This window comes from Variovorax sp. TLI9-5A (assembly GCF_056867935.1).
The window spans coordinates 6,320,495-6,335,313 of sequence record NZ_CP200310.1; the positions used below are offsets into that span (position 1 = coordinate 6,320,495).

Sequence of the window (14,819 nt, forward strand, 5' to 3'; positions counted from 1 at the left end):
CATGCCCCTGCACGACCCCGCCCACGCCTTCGTCCCCTACCCCGACGCCCCCGTACCGCGCGCCGCCACCGGCCCTCTCGCCGACCTGAGCTTCGCCGCGAAGGACCTGTTCGACGTTGCCGGCTATCCCACGGGCGGCGGCAACCCCATCGTGCTGGCGATGTCTGGCATCAAGACGCGCACCGCGCCGACCGTGCAGAAGCTGCTCGATGCCGGCGCGCGCTTTGCCGGCAAGACGGTGACGGACGAGCTCGCGTTCTCGATGAACGGCAACAACGCGCACTTCGGCGCGCCCGTCAACGGCGCCGCACCGCTGCGCATCACGGGCGGCTCGTCTTCGGGCTCGGCCTCTGCCGTGTCGTCCCGCCTGTGCGACTTCGCGCTGGGCACCGACACCGGCGGCTCGGTGCGCGCGCCGGCCAACCACTGCGGCCTGTACGGCCTGCGCCCCACGCACGGCCGCGTGAGCCTCGAAGGCGCGCTCGACCTCGCGCCCAGCTTCGACACCTGCGGCTGGTTCGCGCGCGACATCGGCACCTTCGCGCGCGTGGCCGACGTGCTGCTCGAAGCCGACGCCGCGCCGCTGCCCGAGCGCGTGCGGCTGCTGCGGCCCGACGACGTCTGGGCGCTGGCCGAGCCGGTGGCCGCCGACGCGCTGCAGGCCGCGGCCGACCGCGTGCAGGCCCTCCTCGGCCCCGCCACGGGCACCACGGCGGCGCTGGAATCCTTCGACACGATGTACTGGAACTTCCGCTACCTGCAGTCGCGCGAAGCCTGGCTCACCGACGGCCCGCTCATCGAACGCTACGCACCACCGCTGGGGCCGGGCGTGGCCGAGCGCTTCGCCTGGTCGCGCGAGGTCACCGACGCGCAGGTCGCCACCGCCCGCGTCTTCCGCGCCGCGTTCCGCGAGCACCTGGCCGCGCTGCTCGGCACCGACGGCGTGCTGCTGATGCCGACCATGCCCGACATCGCACCGCTGCGCAGCGACAGCGAGGCCGCGCTGGAGGACTACCGCAACCGCGCGATCCGCATGCTGTGCATCGCGGGGCTGGCGGGCTTTCCGCAGCTGTCGATGCCGCTGGCCTCGCGCGAGGGCGCGCCGCTGGGCGTTTCGCTGCTCGGGCCTGCGGGGTCGGACCGGTCGCTGATCGCGCTGGCGCAGCGGATCGCGGGCTGAAACCGGGGCTTCAGAGCCGCACGCTGCCGGCCTGGCGAAGGTGGCAGATGTCGCAATCGACACCGCTTGCGGCGCGCTCGATGACCACGAAGTCGCCCCCGTCCACCGCCAGCAGCGCGTGATGCCAGGTGCCCGGCGCGAGCACGATGCCCTGGCGCCCGTCGGTGACGAAAGCGGAGAGCTGCTGTGCCGACACAGGCGCTTCCCCCGCGCGGGCGACCACGATCACGAAGCGCCTTTCGCCCAGCGGCACGAAGGTCTGGCTGCCGAGAGCGTGGCGCTCCATCTCCGAGACCTCGTGCGGAAAGTGCCGCGACTGCGCGCGGAACAGCGCCAGCATCGGGCGGCCGCCTTCGGCGTCCAGCCGCATGTCGTCGAGCAGGTCGAAGCGACGCGCGTTGCCTGCGTTGATCGGCCGGCCCTCGCCCGCACTGTCGGCTGCAGGCGCCGCGATCACGGTACCGAAGGGCGCGAAGGCCTCGGGCGTCAGCGGCTGCGCCACGAGTGCCGCGGCGCCGTTCTGGGGAGCATCGTTCATGGGGCGATTGCAGCAGAAAGTGTGCCGTGGGCCTACGCGGGGTCGGGCATGCGGACTGCCCTGCCCCGCCGTGCAGGAGATACTGTCCGGCATGAGCATCACAGAGCAGCAGCAACCCTTGCCCATAGCCCCGGCGCTCGCCGAAGGCGGCCTCGCCGCGCTGTTCACCGCGCCCGATGGCGCCAGGGCCTTCGCCGTGCGGTGGCAAGGCGAGGTGTACGGCTATCTCAACCAGTGCCCCCATGCGGGAGGCCCGCTTGATTTCGAAGGCCAGGTGCTGGAAAGTTCAGGCCGCTTTCTGATGTGCGCGCGGCACGGCGCCATCTTCGAGCCCGACACCGGCAAGTGCGTGGGCGGCCCCTGCCGCGGCGCGCGGCTCGCGCCGGTGGCCGTGCACGCGAAGGCCGACGGCAGCGTGTGGCCTGGCGCGGCCGGTTGAAGACAAGAGAAGAGAACAGAAGACAGACAGGACAACGTTCAGGAGAAAAAGACATGCGCAACTGCAACACCCGATTCCGCACTCTCCCGCATCTGGCCCTGCCCGCCGCGGCGCTCGCGCTGGCCGGCCTCCTGGCGGGCTGCGCGGGCATGTCCTCGCCCGTCGGCAAGGGCTCCACGGGCATGAAGGTCACCTCCAGCGCCTTCGCCGACAACGGCACCATCCCGGCCGAGCACGCGGGCGCGGGCGACTGCGGCGGCAAGAACGTCTCGCCGCCGGTGGCCTGGAGCAACCTGCCGGCCAAGACCAAGTCGGTCGCCGTGCTGGTGTTCGACCCCGACGGCGCGGCCGGCCTGGGCGTGTCGCACTGGGTGGCCTACAACATCGCGGCCGAGCGGGGCGAGCTCAAGGCGGGCGAGGGTCAGGCCGGCTCCAACTTCGACTTCACCATGGGCCCGAACGTGGCCGGCGCCGCCGCCTACCGCGGCATGTGCCCGCCGGTGGGCGACCGCCCGCACCACTACGTCATGACCGTGATCGCCACCGAGCTCGCGCCGGGCAGCCTGCCCGCAGGCCTCGGCCGTGACGCGCTGCTGGCCGCGCTCAAGGGCCGCGCGCTGGGCGGCCAGAGCGTGGTGGGCCTCTACAGCCGCTGAGCCGGGTCGGCTGCGGTTAATAATTAAGAACTCAGTCCGTCGGCGCCCGTCAGCCATGACCGCGCCGCTTCCCTGAAAGCTTCATCGATGGCCCTGCCCGCCGCCACCTCCGGCTCCACGCCGGCATCACCTTCCGCCGCCGGCGACCTCGACGCCATGTTCGACCTGGCGCCGGTCTCCCTCTGGATCGAGGACTACGGCGACCTCAAGCGCAAGCTCGACGGCTGGCGCGCCGAGGGCGTCACCGACCTGGTGGCGCACCTGTCGGCCGATCCGGGCCGGGTGAGCGAATGCATGGCGCTGCTGAAGGTGCTGCGGGTCAACCAGCACACGCTCAAGCTCTTCGGCGCCGACAGCGAACAGACGCTGCTCGGCGCGCTCGACCGCGTGTTTCGCGGCGACATGTCGGCCACCGTGGTGCACGAGCTCGACCAGCTCTGGCGCGGCCAGCTCAGCTTCGAGAGCGAGACCGTCAACTACGCGCTCGACGGCCGCCGGCTCGACGTGCGCGTGCGCGCCCGCGTGCTGCCGGGCTACGAAGACAGCTGGAGCCGCGTGCTGGTGGCGCTGGACGACGTCACCGAGCGCGTGGCCGCGCAGCGCCTGCGCGACGAGAGCGCGACATACGCGCGCAGCCTCTTCGACCGCTCGCCGGTGTCGTTGTGGGTGGAAGACTTCAGCGCCGTGCGCGCGCTGCTGGAGACCATCCGCTCGCGCGGCATCACCGACTTCGCCACCTTCATCAAGGTGCACCCCGACTTCGTGACGCGCTGCATGCAGGAGATCCGCGTCATCGACGTGAACCACGAGACGCTGCGCATGTTCGGCGCGCCCGACCTGCAGACCCTGCTGGGCAACCTCTCGCGCATCTTCCGCGACGAGATGCGCGAGTCCTTCGCCGAGCAGCTGCAGGACCTGTGGAACGGCAAGACCGTGCAGCACCGCGAGGTGCTCAACTACTCGCTGTCGGGCGAGGTGCTCAACATCCACATGCAGTTCGCGGTGCAGGACGACCGCCTCGACACCTGGGACCTCGTGCTGGTGTCGCTGGTCGACATCACTGCGCGCAAGAAGGCGGAGGCCTACCTCGAATACCTCGGCAAGCACGACGTGCTCACGCAGCTGTGCAACCGCACCTACTACACCGAGGAGCTCAACCGCCTCTCGCGCAAGGGCCCGTGGCCGGTGTCGATCGTGGCCATCGACCTCAACGGCCTGAAGCAAGTCAACGACCAGGAAGGCCACGCGGCGGGCGACTCGCTGCTGCGGCGCATGGGCGAGGTGCTGGACAAGGCCGTCGACCTCCCCGCCTGGCCCGCGCGCATCGGAGGCGACGAATTCGCCGTGCTGCTGCCCATGACCGACGAGCGCGGCGCCGAGGCGATGCGCGAGCGCATCCTCACGCTGCTGGAGATGAACAACCAGTTCCACGCCGGCCAGAGCGGCCACGCCCTGAGCCTGGCCATCGGGCTGGCGACCTGCCATGGCGACGAGGCGCTGGAGGCTGCGATGCAGCGGGCGGACCGGGCTATGTATGTGGACAAGGCTCGGTATTACGAGAGCGAGCAGGCCGACCGGCGGCAGCCATAGCCATCTACAAGACCAGCCCAACCACCAGCAGTCCGTAAAGAACCGATGCCCCTTGAAGGTCTTGCCGAAGCTCTGATCCGGCCGGTGGTCGAACTGGTGCTGCAGCCCGTCGCGGAGGCCGCGATGCACCTGATCGGCTACCTCACCGGACTCGTCGTCGTTCCGGTCGCCACGCTGGGGCGCGTGGTCGTCGAGCAGCACGAGGAAGGCGTCGAAGCGATGACAGCCAAGTGGGTGCAGGCGCCCAGCGGACGCATCGTCATCAACGCGGATCTGGGCAGCATCGTGGGCTTCCTCACCTGGCTTCTGATCGGCGTGGCAGCCCTCCTGATCTACTGCGCCTCCGGGCCCTCATAGCCCGGCCCCCTCACGCGCTCCAGCACGAAGTCGATGAACGTCCGGATCGCCCGCGTGTGCTGGCGGTTGGGCATGTAGAGCATGAACATCTGCGTGCCGAAGATGGAGAGGCGCCAGTCGTCGAGCGTGGTCACCACGTCGCCCCGGCGCACGTCTTCCTGTACCACGTAGTCGGGCACGAGGCCGATGCCCAGGCCGGCGAGGATGGCCTGGCGCAGGAACAGGAAGTTCTCGGAGATGAGCGTCGGCTCCAGGATCACCTCGCGTCGCGTCTCCCCCTGGTAGGCCGACACGCGCAGCTGCCGGCCGATGACGGCGGCCGTGACCACCGGCGCGCCCTGCAGCGCGTCGAGCTGCACCGGCAGCGGGTTCTTCGCGGCGTATTCAGTGGAAGCGCAGGCCACGTAGCGCACGGGGCCCATGCCGCGCGCCACCAGGTTCTGCGGCGGCTCGGGAATCACGCGGATGGCGATGTCGACCTCGTCGCGCAGCAGGTCCTCGATGCGGTTCTCGAACACCACGTCGAGCACGATGCCGGGGTACTGGCGCTTGAAGTCGATCAGCCAGTCGGCCATGACCAGCTGCCCGTAGCCGCTGGGCACGCTCAGGCGCACGCGGCCCTGCAGGCCCTGGCCCAGCGTGGTGACCGATTCGCGCGCCGCCAGCAGCTCGGCCTGGATGGCGATGCCGTGCTGGTACAGGCGCAGGCCGATCTCGGTCGGCTCGGCGCGCCGGGTGGTGCGCCGCACCAGTTGGGCGCCCACCGAGCGTTCGAGCTGGTTCAGGTGGTAGCTGACGTTGGCGCGGGTCATCTTGAGCCGGCGCGCCGCCGCGCTCAGGTTGCCGGCATCGAGGATTTCCACCAACAGGGTGAGCGACTGGAGGTCCATGGGCCGATTGTGTCAAAAATCCTTTGACAGTCTGTCAACCGGCTATGCAATTGTCAAAGCAGTGATGCGGACCAAGAATGCGGGGTTCACCCCAGAGCCTCGGACCCGACCGGTCCGCAACGCAAGAGACAAGCGACACGCACATGGCCACCCCAACTCCCAGCCCCTCCACGTCCACCGGTCCCGTCACCTTCGAACGTCTTGGCGACGTGTTCGTGGTGACCATCGACAACCCGCCCGTCAACGCCCTGGGCGTGGACGTGCGCCGCGGCCTCGCGGCCGCCATCGACGCCGCGGAAGCCGACAGCGGCGCGCAGGCCGTGCTGCTCGTCGGCGCAGGCCGCAACTTCATCGCCGGCGCGGACATCCGCAAGTTCGGCAAGACGCCTCAGCCGCCCTCGCTGCCCGAGGTGTGCCTGAAGATCGAGAACTGCACCAAGCCGGTCGTCGCCGCCATCCACGGCGCCGCGCTCGGCGGCGGGCTGGAAGTGGCGCTGTCGGCGCACTACCGCATCGCCTCGCCCACCGCGAAGCTGGGCCTGCCCGAAGTGGCGCTGGGCCTCCTGCCCGGCTCGGGCGGCACGCAGCGCGCGCCGCGCCTGATCGGCGTGAAGCCCGCCATCGAACTCATGCTCAGCGGCCGCCATGCCGGCGCGAAGGAAGCGCTGTCGCTCGGCCTCGTCGACCGCCTGGCCACGGACGCCGACGCGCGCGCCGAAGGCATCTCCTACGCGCAGGAACTGGTCGCCGCCAAGTCCCCGGTGCGCCGCACGCGCGAGGCCGGCGCGCTGGCCGACAAGGAAGCCAGCCGCGCCGCGCTCGAGGCCGCGCGCGCCGACACCGCCAGGAAGAGCCGCGGCCTGTTCTCGCCGATGAAGATCGTGGAGGCCGTCGAAGCCGCGCTCACCCTGCCCTTCGACGAAGGCATGGCGCTGGAGCGCAAGCTGTTCCTGCAGTGCATCGACAGCCCGCAGCGCGCCGGCCTGATCCACGCTTTCTTCGCAGAGCGCGAAGTGCTGAAGGCGCCCGAGACCAAGGCCGCCAGGCCCCGCACGCTCGACTCCGCCGGCATCGTCGGCGGCGGCACCATGGGCGCGGGCATCGCGGTGGCCATGCTCGACGCGGGCCTGCCCGTGACCATGATCGAGCGCGACGACACGCAGCTCGCGCGCGGCCGCGCCAACGTCGAGAAGGTGTACGACGGCCTCATCGCCAAGGGCCGCATGACGGCCGAGGCCAAGGCGGCCGTCATGGCGCGCTTCTCCGGCTCCACGAGCTACGACGCGCTCGCCAAGGTCGACATCGTGGTGGAAGCCGTGTTCGAGGAAATGGGCGTGAAGAAGGCCGTGTTCGCCGAACTCGACCGCGTGTGCAAGCGCGGCGCGGTGATCGCCACCAACACTTCGTACCTCGACATCGACGAGATCGCCGCCAGCATCTCGCGCCCGCAGGACGTGGTGGGCCTGCACTTCTTCTCGCCCGCCAACATCATGAAGCTGCTGGAGATCGTGGTGCCCGCCAAGGTGAGCGCCGACGTGGTCGCCACCGGTTTCGAACTGGCCAAGAAGCTCAAGAAGGTGCCGGTGCGCGCCGGCGTGTGCGACGGCTTCATCGGCAACCGCATCCTGGCCGTGTACCGCCAGGCCGCCGACCACATGATGGAAGACGGCGCGTCTCCGTACCAGATCGACGAGGCGGTGCGCAACTTCGGCTACCCGATGGGCCCCTTCCAGGTGTCGGACCTCGCGGGCGGCGACATCGGCTGGGCCACGCGCAAGCGCAAGGCCGCCACGCGCGATCCGCAGGCGCGCTACGTGCAGGTGGCCGACCGCATCTGCGAGCGCGGCTGGTTCGGCCAGAAGACGCAGCGCGGCTACTACCTGTACCCCGAAGGCGCCCGCACCGGCCAGCCCGACCCCGAAGTGCTGGCCATCATCGACGCCGAGCGCGAGCGCGCCGGCATCAAGCCGCGCACCTTCACGGAAGAGGAAATCATGCGCCGCTACATGGCCGCGATGATCAACGAAGGCGCCAACGTCGTGCTCCAGCGCATCGCGCTGCGCCCGCTCGACGTGGACGTGACCTTCCTCTACGGCTACGGCTTCCCGCGCCATCGCGGCGGCCCGATGAAGTACGCCGACACCGTGGGCCTGCCCAAGGTGCTCGCAGACATCCGCGAATTCGCGAAGGAAGACCCGATCTTCTGGAAGCCCTCGCCGCTGCTGGTGCAGCTGGTGGAGCGCGGCGCCGATTTCGCCAGCCTCAATCAATCCGAGTAATCACAGAGTCAGCCGTCCAGGAGACACCCCATGCGTGAAGCCGTCATCGTTTCCACCGCCCGCACCCCGCTCACCAAGGCGCACCGCGGCGAATTCAACATCACCCCCGGCCCCACGCTGGCTGCCTTCGCCGTAAAGGCGGCGGTGGAGCGCTCCGGGCTCGACCCCGCGCTGATCGAGGACGCGATCCTCGGCTGCGGCTACCCCGAGGGCACCACCGGCCGCAACGTGGCGCGCCAGGCCATCATCCGCGCGGGCCTGCCGATCTCCATCGCCGGCACCACGGTGAACCGCTTCTGCGCCTCCGGCCTGCAGGCGATTGCCATGGCCGCGGGCCGCATCGTGGTGGACGGCGCGCCGGCCATGATCGCGGGCGGCGTCGAAAGCATCTCGCAGATCCGCTCGCGCAGCGCCACCGACTCCGGCGACAGCGGCATGGACCCGTGGATCGTCGAGCACAAGCCCGAGCTGTACATGGCGATGATCGAAACGGCCGACATCGTCGCCAAGCGCTACAACATCAGCCGCGAGGCGCAGGACCGCTTCTCCGCCGAGAGCCAGCGCCGAACCGAAGAAGCGCAGATCGCCGGCCGCTACAAGGACGAGATCGTCTCGTGCACCACCACGATGGCCGTCACCGACAAGGAGACGAAGGAAGTCAGCTACCGCGAAGTGACGGCCACCGAAGACAACTGCAACCGCCGCGGCACCACCTACGAAGCGCTCGCCAAGCTGAAGCCCGTGATGGGCGAAGACAAGTTCATCACCGCCGGCAACGCCTCGCAGCTGTCGGACGGCGCATCGGCCTGCGTGCTGATGGAAGCCAAGGACGCCGAGCGCGCCAACCTCAAGCCGCTGGGCGCCTTCCGTGGCCTCGCGCTGGCCGGCTGCGAGCCCGACGAGATGGGCATCGGCCCGGTCTTCGCCGTGCCCAAGCTGCTCGCGCGCCACGGCCTGAAGGTGCAGGACATCGACCTGTGGGAGCTCAACGAAGCCTTCGCCTCGCAGTCCATCTACTGCCAGGAGCGGCTGGGCATTCCGTCGGAGCGCCTGAACGTGAACGGCGGCGCGATCTCCATCGGCCACCCCTTCGGCATGACCGGCGCGCGCCTCGCGGGCCACGTGCTCATCGAAGGCAAGCGCCGCGGCGCGAAGTACGCGGTGGTCACGATGTGCATCGCCGGCGGCATGGGCGCTGCCGGCCTGTTCGAAATCTACTGAACGACTCTCCCCCAGGCTGCGCGCACTTCGTGTCGCTTCGCCAACCCCCTTCCGGGGGCAACACCTGCGGCCCGGCAAAGCCGGTTCCGCGGTGTTCCCGATGAATACGTCCAAACGAAACCGAGAGATACAACATGGACCTGAACTTCACGACCGAAGAAGAAGCCTTCCGCAGCGAGGTGCGCGCCTTCCTGGCGGCCAAGCTGCCGGTGCGGCTGTCCGAGAAAGTGCGCGGCGGCAAGATCCTCGAAAAGGCCGACATGCAGGAATGGCACGCCATCCTCAACGAGCGCGGCTGGCTCGCCAACCACTGGCCCGAGCAGTACGGCGGCCCGGGCTGGACGGCGGTGGAGAAGTTCATCTTCGAGAACGAATGCGCCCTGGCCTTCGCGCCGCGCATCGTTCCATTCGGCGTGAACATGCTCGGCCCGGTGCTGATCAAGTACGGCAACGAGGCGCAGAAGAAGCACTGGCTGCCGCGCATCCTCAACGGCGCCGACTGGTGGTGCCAGGGCTATTCGGAACCCGGCGCGGGCTCCGACCTCGCCGCCGTGAAGACCACCGCCGTGCGCGGCATCGACGCGCAGGGCGACCACTTCATCGTGAACGGCCAGAAGACCTGGACCACGCTGGGCCAGCACGCCAACATGATCTTCTGCCTGGTGCGCACCAACCGCGAGGCGAAGAAGCAGGAAGGCATCAGCTTCCTGCTGATCGACATGACCTCGCCCGGCGTGGAAGTGCGCCCCATCATCACGCTCGACGGCGAGCATGAAGTCAACGAAGTGTTCTTCTCCGACGTGCGCGTGCCCGCCGAGAACCTCGTGGGCGAGGAGAACAAGGGCTGGACCTGCGCCAAATACCTGCTGACCTACGAGCGCACCAACATCGCGGGCGTGGGCTTCTCGGTGGCAGCCCTGGAGCAGCTCAAGGGCATCGCGGCCACGCAAACGAAGAACGGCAAGCCGCTGGCGGAAGACCCTGCCTTCGCCGCGCGCATGGCGCGTGTCGAGATCGACCTGGAGAACATGAAGACCACCAACCTGCGCGTGATCGCGGCGGTGGCAGGCGGCGGCGTGCCCGGCGCGGAAAGCTCGATGCTGAAGATCCGCGGCACAGAGATCCGCCAGGAGATTTCTTCGCTGGCCCGCCGCGCGATGGGCGTCTATGGCCGCCCCTTCATCGCCGAGGCGCTGAAGGACGGCTACACCGGCGAGACCTTCGGCCCCGACTACGCATCGGCCGCCGCCTCGCGCTACTTCAACAACCGCAAGCTGTCGATCTTCGGTGGCTCGAACGAAATCCAGAAGAACATCATCAGCAAGATGATTCTTGGTCTGTAAAGGAGACATGCCATGAACTTCGAACACACCGAAGACCGGCGCATGCTCGCCGACAGCCTGAACCGCTTCATCAGCGAGCAGTACGCCTTCGATGCGCGCGACCGTATCGCCAAGTCGGAGCACGGTTTCAGCAAGGAAATCTTCCAGCAGTTCGCCGAACTGGGCGTGATCGGCGCGCTGTTCAGCGAGGCCGATGGCGGCTTCGGCGGCGGCGGCTTCGACATCGCCGTGGTCTTCGAGGCACTGGGTCGCGGCCTCGTGGTCGAGCCGCTGCTGGGCGCGGTGATGGTCGGCGAGGCGATCAGCGCCGCCGGCAGCGATGCGCAGAAGGAAAAGCTCGGCGACATCATCAACGGCGTGACCGTGGCGGCCTTCGCGCACGACGAGGCCGACACGCACTACGAACGCACGCGCGTGGCCACCAAGGCAGAACGCTCCGGCGACGGCTGGGTGCTGCACGGCGCCAAGGCCGTGGTGCCGCAGGGCGAGCAGGCCGACCTGTTCCTGGTCTCGGCACGCACCTCGGGCAACGTGGACGACGAGGCCGGCATCTCGCTGTTCCTCGTGCCCGCGAAGACGGCCGGCCTCACGGTGCGCGGCTGCCCCGCCATCGACGGCGGCCGCGTCGCCGAACTCGCATTCGACGGCGTGAAGCTGGGCGCCGACGCGCTGCTCGGCGCCGAAGGCCAGGGCCATGCCACGCTGGAGCGCGCCATCGGCCGCGGCGTGCTCGCGCTGTGCGCCGAGGCACTGGGCGCGATGGAAGCCGCCAAGGCCGCCACGCTGGAATACCTGCGCACCCGCAAGCAGTTCGGCATGCTGATCGGCAGCTTCCAGGCGCTGCAGCACCGCATGGCCGACCTGCTGCTGGAGATCGAACAGGCCCGCTCGGCCGTCATCAACGCGGCGGCCGCCATCGACACCGGCGACCGCCTCACGCGCGAGCGCGCGCTGTCGGCCGCCAAGTTCAGCATCGGCCGCATCGGTGCGCTGGTGGCGGAAGAAAGCATCCAGATGCACGGTGGCATTGGCATGACCTGGGAGCTGCCCCTGCCCCACTACGCCAAGCGCCTGGTGATGATCGACCACCAGCTCGGCGACGAAGACCACCACCTGCAGCGTTACATCGCCCTGGGCAAAGAGTCCGGCAAGGAGGTTGCGGCATGAGCACCGAGAACAGCAAGACGGTACTGATCTCGCAGGAAGGCGCGGTCCGCATCCTGACCAACAGCAACCCCGCCTCGCGCAACGCGATCACGCCGACGCTGTACGCCGAGCTCTCGGCCGCGCTGGCCGACGCGCAGAACGACCCCGAAGTGGGCGCCATCGTCTTCACCGGCGCGGGCGACTTCTTCTGCTCGGGCGGCGACCTCAACCTGCTGGCCAGGCGCCGAGAGCTGCCCGCGTCGGAGCGCCGCGAGAAGCTCGAAGGCCTGCACGGTCTGATCCGCGCCATTCGCGACTGCGGCAAGCCGGTGATCGCGGCCGTCGAGGGCGGCGCTGCCGGCGCGGGCCTGTCGATGGCGCTGGCCTGCGACATGCTGGTGTCGGCGCGCGACGCCTTCTTCACCGTGGCCTACGTCAAGGTCGGCCTCACGCCCGATGGCGGCGCCACCGCCTTCCTCGCGGAGTTCGTCTCGCGCCAGCTGCTGACCGAGCTGTGCCTCACCGGCGACCGCATGACGGCCGAGCGACTGAACGCGCTGGGTGCGGTCAACCGCCTCACCGACAAGGGCGCCGCGCTGGCCGAGGCCATCGCACTCGCTGCGAAGGTGGCGAACGGACCCGAGCGCGCCAGTGCCCGAATCAAGTCGCTGTGCCGCCAGGCGCACCGCGCCACGCTGGAAGAGCAACTCGACGCCGAGGCCGTGTTCATGGTCGAGTCGCAGGCGGACGCCGAAGCCGCCGAAGGCATCGGCGCCTTCCTCGGCAAGCGCAAGGCCGACTTCGCGGCGCTGCGCGGCCGGAAGCAGGACGCATCCTGACGCGGGCTGCCCGACCCGCCTTTGCGCCTCGCACGCCGTGCGGGGCTTTCTCGTTTCCAGGGAGCTGATTTCATGCCTTTGCCCAATTCATCGCTGCCGCTTGCCGGCGTGCGCGTTCTCGATCTGTCCCGCATCCTCGCGGGCCCCTGGTGCGGCATGGTGCTGGCCGACATGGGCGCCGAAGTCATCAAGGTGGAGCACCCGGGCCGTGGCGACGACACGCGCGACTGGGGCCTGCGCGTGGGCAAGACCGAAACCGCCTACTTCAACAGCGTGAACCGCAACAAGCGCTCCGTCACGCTCGACCTGCAGACGCCCGAGGGCCAGCAGCTCGCGCGCGATCTCGCCAAGCAGTGCGACGTGGTGATCCAGAACTTCAAGTACGGCGGCATCGACAAGCTGGGCCTGGGCTACGAGCAGCTCAGCAAGGAACAGCCGGGCCTCATCTACTGCTCGATCTCGGGCTACGACCGCACCGGCCCCGAGGCCGTGCGCCCCGGCTACGACCTCGTGGTGCAGGGCGAGGCCGGCCTGATGGCGCTCAACGGCGAGGCGAACCAGCCGCCGCTGAAGTTCGGTGTGGCCGCCGTCGACCTGTTCACCGGCATGTATTCGGCGCAGGCCATCCTGGCGGCGCTCTACCAGCGCGAAAAGACAGGCAAGGGCCGCCACGTGGAGATGGCGCTCTTCGACTGCGGCCTGATGATCACCGCCTATTACGGCCTCGAAGCGCTGCTCATGGGCGAAGACCCGCCGCGCTACGGCAACTCGCATCCGTCGATCGTGCCCTACGGCGTGTTCGACGCGGCCGACGGCCCGCTGGTCATCACCGTGGGCAACAACTCGCAGTTCGCGCGCTTCTGCACCGAGGTGATCGAGCGGCCCGACCTCGCGGCCGACGAGCGCTTCAAGACCAACATCCTGCGCTCGGCCAACCGCGCCGCGCTGCTGCCCGAGCTGCACGCCGAGCTGGCCAAGCGCCAGCGCGCCGACCTGCTCGCGAAGCTCACCGCAGCGGGCATTCCGTGCGGCGAGGTGCTGGGGCTGCTGGAGGCGCTGCAATCGAAGCGCGCCACCGAAGCCGGCCTGGTGACCACGCAGCCGCACCCGGTGGCCGGCACCGTCAACGTGCTCGCGCCGCCCTACCGCTTCGACGGCGAACGCCTGCCGGTGCGCAGCGCGCCGCCCACGCTGGGCGAAGGCACGCACGACGTGCTGCAGTCCCTGCTCGGCCTGTCGGATGAAAAGCTGGCGGCGCTGAAAACGAGTGGCGTCGTCTGAAGAAGACAGGCGTCCGAATTTCCAAAGTAGACAAGACTCAATGGCATCCCTCTCTCTTCGCAGCTCCCTTCGCAGTCCCGTTCGCCGCGCGCTCCTCGCACTCGCCCTGCCCCTCGTCACCGGCGCAGCCTTCGCCCAGGCCTGGCCCGCCAAGCCGATCACGCTGATCGTGCCCTTCCCGCCCGGCGGCCCCACCGACGTGGCCTCGCGCATCGTGGCGCAGAAGATGTCGGCCTCGCTCGGCCAGAGCATCGTCATCGACAACCGCAGTGGCGCCTCGGGCACCGTGGGCGCGGCCACCGCGGCACGCGCTCCGGCCGACGGCTATACCTTCGTGACGCTGGCCACGCCGACGCTGCTGGCCTCGCACCTGTACGGCCCCACCGGCTACGACATCTTCAAGAACTTCACGCCGGTGGGCAGCATCTACGACCTGCCGATCGTGCTGGTGGTCAACCCGAAGTCGCTGCCCGATGTGACCGGCGTGCAGGGCCTGATCGCCAAGGCCAAGGCCGAGGGCGGCAAGCTCAACTACACCAGCGCGGGCGCCGGCAGCTTCGGCCACCTGACGACCGAGCAGCTCAAGACCATCGGCAAGTTCGACATGCAGCACGTGCCCTATCGCGGCAGCGCGCCGGCCGTGACCGACCTGATCGGCGGCCAGGTGCCCGCGATGTTCTCCGACCTCGTGGGCGTGCTGCCGCACGTCAAGGCCGGCAAGCTGCGCGCCATCGCGGTCGGCTCCGGCCAGCGCGTGAGCCTGCTGCCCGACGTGAAGACGGTGGCCGAGCAGGGCTTTCCCGGCTTCGACGCCACCTCGTGGGGCGGCCTGCTGGCACCGGCCGGCACGCCCAAGGACATCGTCGAGCGCATGAGCGCCGAGCTGAAGAAGGCGCTGGCCGACAAGGCAGTGCAGGAGAAGCTGCAGAGCGTCGGCACCTTCGCGGCCTACCGCACGCCCGAGCAGACGGGCGTGCGCATGCGCGAGGATTTCGAGCGCTGGGGCAAGGTCATTCGCGACAACCACATCACGAACCAGTAGAACAACCGGGCCGGCAGG

Annotated in this window: 14 protein-coding genes; 12 read left to right on the forward strand and 2 right to left on the reverse strand. The window is 69.4% G+C overall.

All coding sequences use genetic code 11. The features are described from left to right. The first annotated feature begins 1 nt into the window (after position 1). On the forward strand, positions 2 to 1,180 hold the full coding sequence (locus AC1VNX_RS30060; RefSeq protein WP_483161193.1) for an amidase: 1,179 nt from the start codon (positions 2 to 4) through the stop codon (positions 1,178 to 1,180). 10 nt (positions 1,181 to 1,190) lie between these two features. On the opposite strand, the gene AC1VNX_RS30065 is transcribed toward AC1VNX_RS30060, so the two are convergent. Next, on the reverse strand, positions 1,191 to 1,718 hold the full coding sequence (locus AC1VNX_RS30065; protein WP_483161194.1) for an ureidoglycolate lyase: 528 nt from the start codon (positions 1,716 to 1,718) through the stop codon (positions 1,191 to 1,193). 91 nt (positions 1,719 to 1,809) lie between these two features. Here AC1VNX_RS30065 and AC1VNX_RS30070 point away from each other — a divergent pair, with 91 nt between their 5' ends. The 4 genes from AC1VNX_RS30070 to AC1VNX_RS30085 all read left to right on the forward strand — a co-directional run bounded on the left by AC1VNX_RS30070 (position 1,810) and on the right by AC1VNX_RS30085 (position 4,760). Then, positions 1,810 to 2,157: a Rieske (2Fe-2S) protein gene (locus AC1VNX_RS30070; protein ID WP_483161195.1), complete on the forward strand. Its 348-nt coding sequence runs from the start codon at positions 1,810 to 1,812 to the stop codon at positions 2,155 to 2,157. A 53-nt stretch (positions 2,158 to 2,210) separates the two neighbouring features. Then, complete coding sequence (locus AC1VNX_RS30075) at positions 2,211 to 2,813, forward strand: YbhB/YbcL family Raf kinase inhibitor-like protein (protein WP_483161196.1); 603 nt, start codon at positions 2,211 to 2,213, stop codon at positions 2,811 to 2,813. 87 nt (positions 2,814 to 2,900) lie between these two features. Further along, complete coding sequence (locus AC1VNX_RS30080) at positions 2,901 to 4,403, forward strand: sensor domain-containing diguanylate cyclase (protein WP_483161197.1); 1,503 nt, start codon at positions 2,901 to 2,903, stop codon at positions 4,401 to 4,403. 45 nt (positions 4,404 to 4,448) lie between these two features. Next, positions 4,449 to 4,760 carry a hypothetical protein gene (locus AC1VNX_RS30085; protein WP_483161198.1) on the forward strand — a complete coding sequence of 104 codons (312 nt, stop codon included), beginning with the start codon at positions 4,449 to 4,451 and terminating at the stop codon, positions 4,758 to 4,760. Here AC1VNX_RS30085 and AC1VNX_RS30090 read toward each other — a convergent pair. Beyond that, positions 4,736 to 5,650 carry a LysR family transcriptional regulator gene (locus AC1VNX_RS30090; RefSeq protein WP_483161199.1) on the reverse strand — a complete coding sequence of 305 codons (915 nt, stop codon included), beginning with the start codon at positions 5,648 to 5,650 and terminating at the stop codon, positions 4,736 to 4,738. The two genes, AC1VNX_RS30085 and AC1VNX_RS30090, sit on opposite strands and share 25 nt — an antisense overlap. Positions 5,651 to 5,793: 143 nt before the next feature. On the opposite strand from AC1VNX_RS30090, the gene AC1VNX_RS30095 reads away from it, so the two are divergent. The 7 genes from AC1VNX_RS30095 (at position 5,794) to AC1VNX_RS30125 (ending at position 14,801) form a co-directional block, all read left to right on the forward strand. Further along, positions 5,794 to 7,929, forward strand: coding sequence for a 3-hydroxyacyl-CoA dehydrogenase NAD-binding domain-containing protein (locus AC1VNX_RS30095; RefSeq protein WP_483161200.1), 2,136 nt, complete (start codon positions 5,794 to 5,796; stop codon positions 7,927 to 7,929). A 30-nt stretch (positions 7,930 to 7,959) separates the two neighbouring features. Continuing rightward, the gene (locus tag AC1VNX_RS30100; RefSeq protein ID WP_483161201.1) at positions 7,960 to 9,150 is read left to right on the forward strand and encodes an acetyl-CoA C-acyltransferase; all 1,191 of its coding nucleotides are present in this window, start codon (positions 7,960 to 7,962) and stop codon (positions 9,148 to 9,150) included. 134 nt (positions 9,151 to 9,284) lie between these two features. Then, positions 9,285 to 10,493: an acyl-CoA dehydrogenase family protein gene (locus tag AC1VNX_RS30105; protein ID WP_483161202.1), complete on the forward strand. Its 1,209-nt coding sequence runs from the start codon at positions 9,285 to 9,287 to the stop codon at positions 10,491 to 10,493. Between the two features lie 12 nt (positions 10,494 to 10,505). Next, on the forward strand, positions 10,506 to 11,660 hold the full coding sequence (locus AC1VNX_RS30110) for an acyl-CoA dehydrogenase family protein (protein WP_483161203.1): 1,155 nt from the start codon (positions 10,506 to 10,508) through the stop codon (positions 11,658 to 11,660). Beyond that, positions 11,657 to 12,478: an oxepin-CoA hydrolase, alternative type gene (locus tag AC1VNX_RS30115; RefSeq protein WP_483161204.1), complete on the forward strand. Its 822-nt coding sequence runs from the start codon at positions 11,657 to 11,659 to the stop codon at positions 12,476 to 12,478. The genes AC1VNX_RS30110 and AC1VNX_RS30115 overlap by 4 nt, the downstream gene beginning before the upstream one ends. A gap of 72 nt (positions 12,479 to 12,550) precedes the next feature. After that, a complete protein-coding gene (locus AC1VNX_RS30120) occupies positions 12,551 to 13,759 on the forward strand; it encodes a CaiB/BaiF CoA transferase family protein (RefSeq protein WP_483161205.1) in 1,209 nt (402 codons plus the stop codon). 40 nt (positions 13,760 to 13,799) lie between these two features. After that, entirely contained in the window at positions 13,800 to 14,801 is a 1,002-nt protein-coding gene (locus AC1VNX_RS30125) for a Bug family tripartite tricarboxylate transporter substrate binding protein (protein ID WP_483161207.1), read from the forward strand. Positions 14,802 to 14,819 lie beyond the last annotated feature (18 nt).

What these genes read in the sequence shown, in the direction of transcription:
- AC1VNX_RS30060 (WP_483161193.1), top strand. Translation starts at nt 2, where the DNA reads ATGCCCCTGCACGACCCCGCCCACGCCTTCGTCCCCTACCCCGACGCC.
- AC1VNX_RS30065 (WP_483161194.1), bottom strand. Translation starts at nt 1,718, where the DNA reads ATGAACGATGCTCCCCAGAACGGCGCCGCGGCACTCGTGGCGCAGCCG.
- AC1VNX_RS30070 (WP_483161195.1), top strand. Translation starts at nt 1,810, where the DNA reads ATGAGCATCACAGAGCAGCAGCAACCCTTGCCCATAGCCCCGGCGCTC.
- AC1VNX_RS30075 (WP_483161196.1), top strand. Translation starts at nt 2,211, where the DNA reads ATGCGCAACTGCAACACCCGATTCCGCACTCTCCCGCATCTGGCCCTG.
- AC1VNX_RS30080 (WP_483161197.1), top strand. Translation starts at nt 2,901, where the DNA reads ATGGCCCTGCCCGCCGCCACCTCCGGCTCCACGCCGGCATCACCTTCC.
- AC1VNX_RS30085 (WP_483161198.1), top strand. Translation starts at nt 4,449, where the DNA reads ATGCCCCTTGAAGGTCTTGCCGAAGCTCTGATCCGGCCGGTGGTCGAA.
- AC1VNX_RS30090 (WP_483161199.1), bottom strand. Translation starts at nt 5,650, where the DNA reads ATGGACCTCCAGTCGCTCACCCTGTTGGTGGAAATCCTCGATGCCGGC.
- AC1VNX_RS30095 (WP_483161200.1), top strand. Translation starts at nt 5,794, where the DNA reads ATGGCCACCCCAACTCCCAGCCCCTCCACGTCCACCGGTCCCGTCACC.
- AC1VNX_RS30100 (WP_483161201.1), top strand. Translation starts at nt 7,960, where the DNA reads ATGCGTGAAGCCGTCATCGTTTCCACCGCCCGCACCCCGCTCACCAAG.
- AC1VNX_RS30105 (WP_483161202.1), top strand. Translation starts at nt 9,285, where the DNA reads ATGGACCTGAACTTCACGACCGAAGAAGAAGCCTTCCGCAGCGAGGTG.
- AC1VNX_RS30110 (WP_483161203.1), top strand. Translation starts at nt 10,506, where the DNA reads ATGAACTTCGAACACACCGAAGACCGGCGCATGCTCGCCGACAGCCTG.
- AC1VNX_RS30115 (WP_483161204.1), top strand. Translation starts at nt 11,657, where the DNA reads ATGAGCACCGAGAACAGCAAGACGGTACTGATCTCGCAGGAAGGCGCG.
- AC1VNX_RS30120 (WP_483161205.1), top strand. Translation starts at nt 12,551, where the DNA reads ATGCCTTTGCCCAATTCATCGCTGCCGCTTGCCGGCGTGCGCGTTCTC.
- AC1VNX_RS30125 (WP_483161207.1), top strand. Translation starts at nt 13,800, where the DNA reads ATGGCATCCCTCTCTCTTCGCAGCTCCCTTCGCAGTCCCGTTCGCCGC.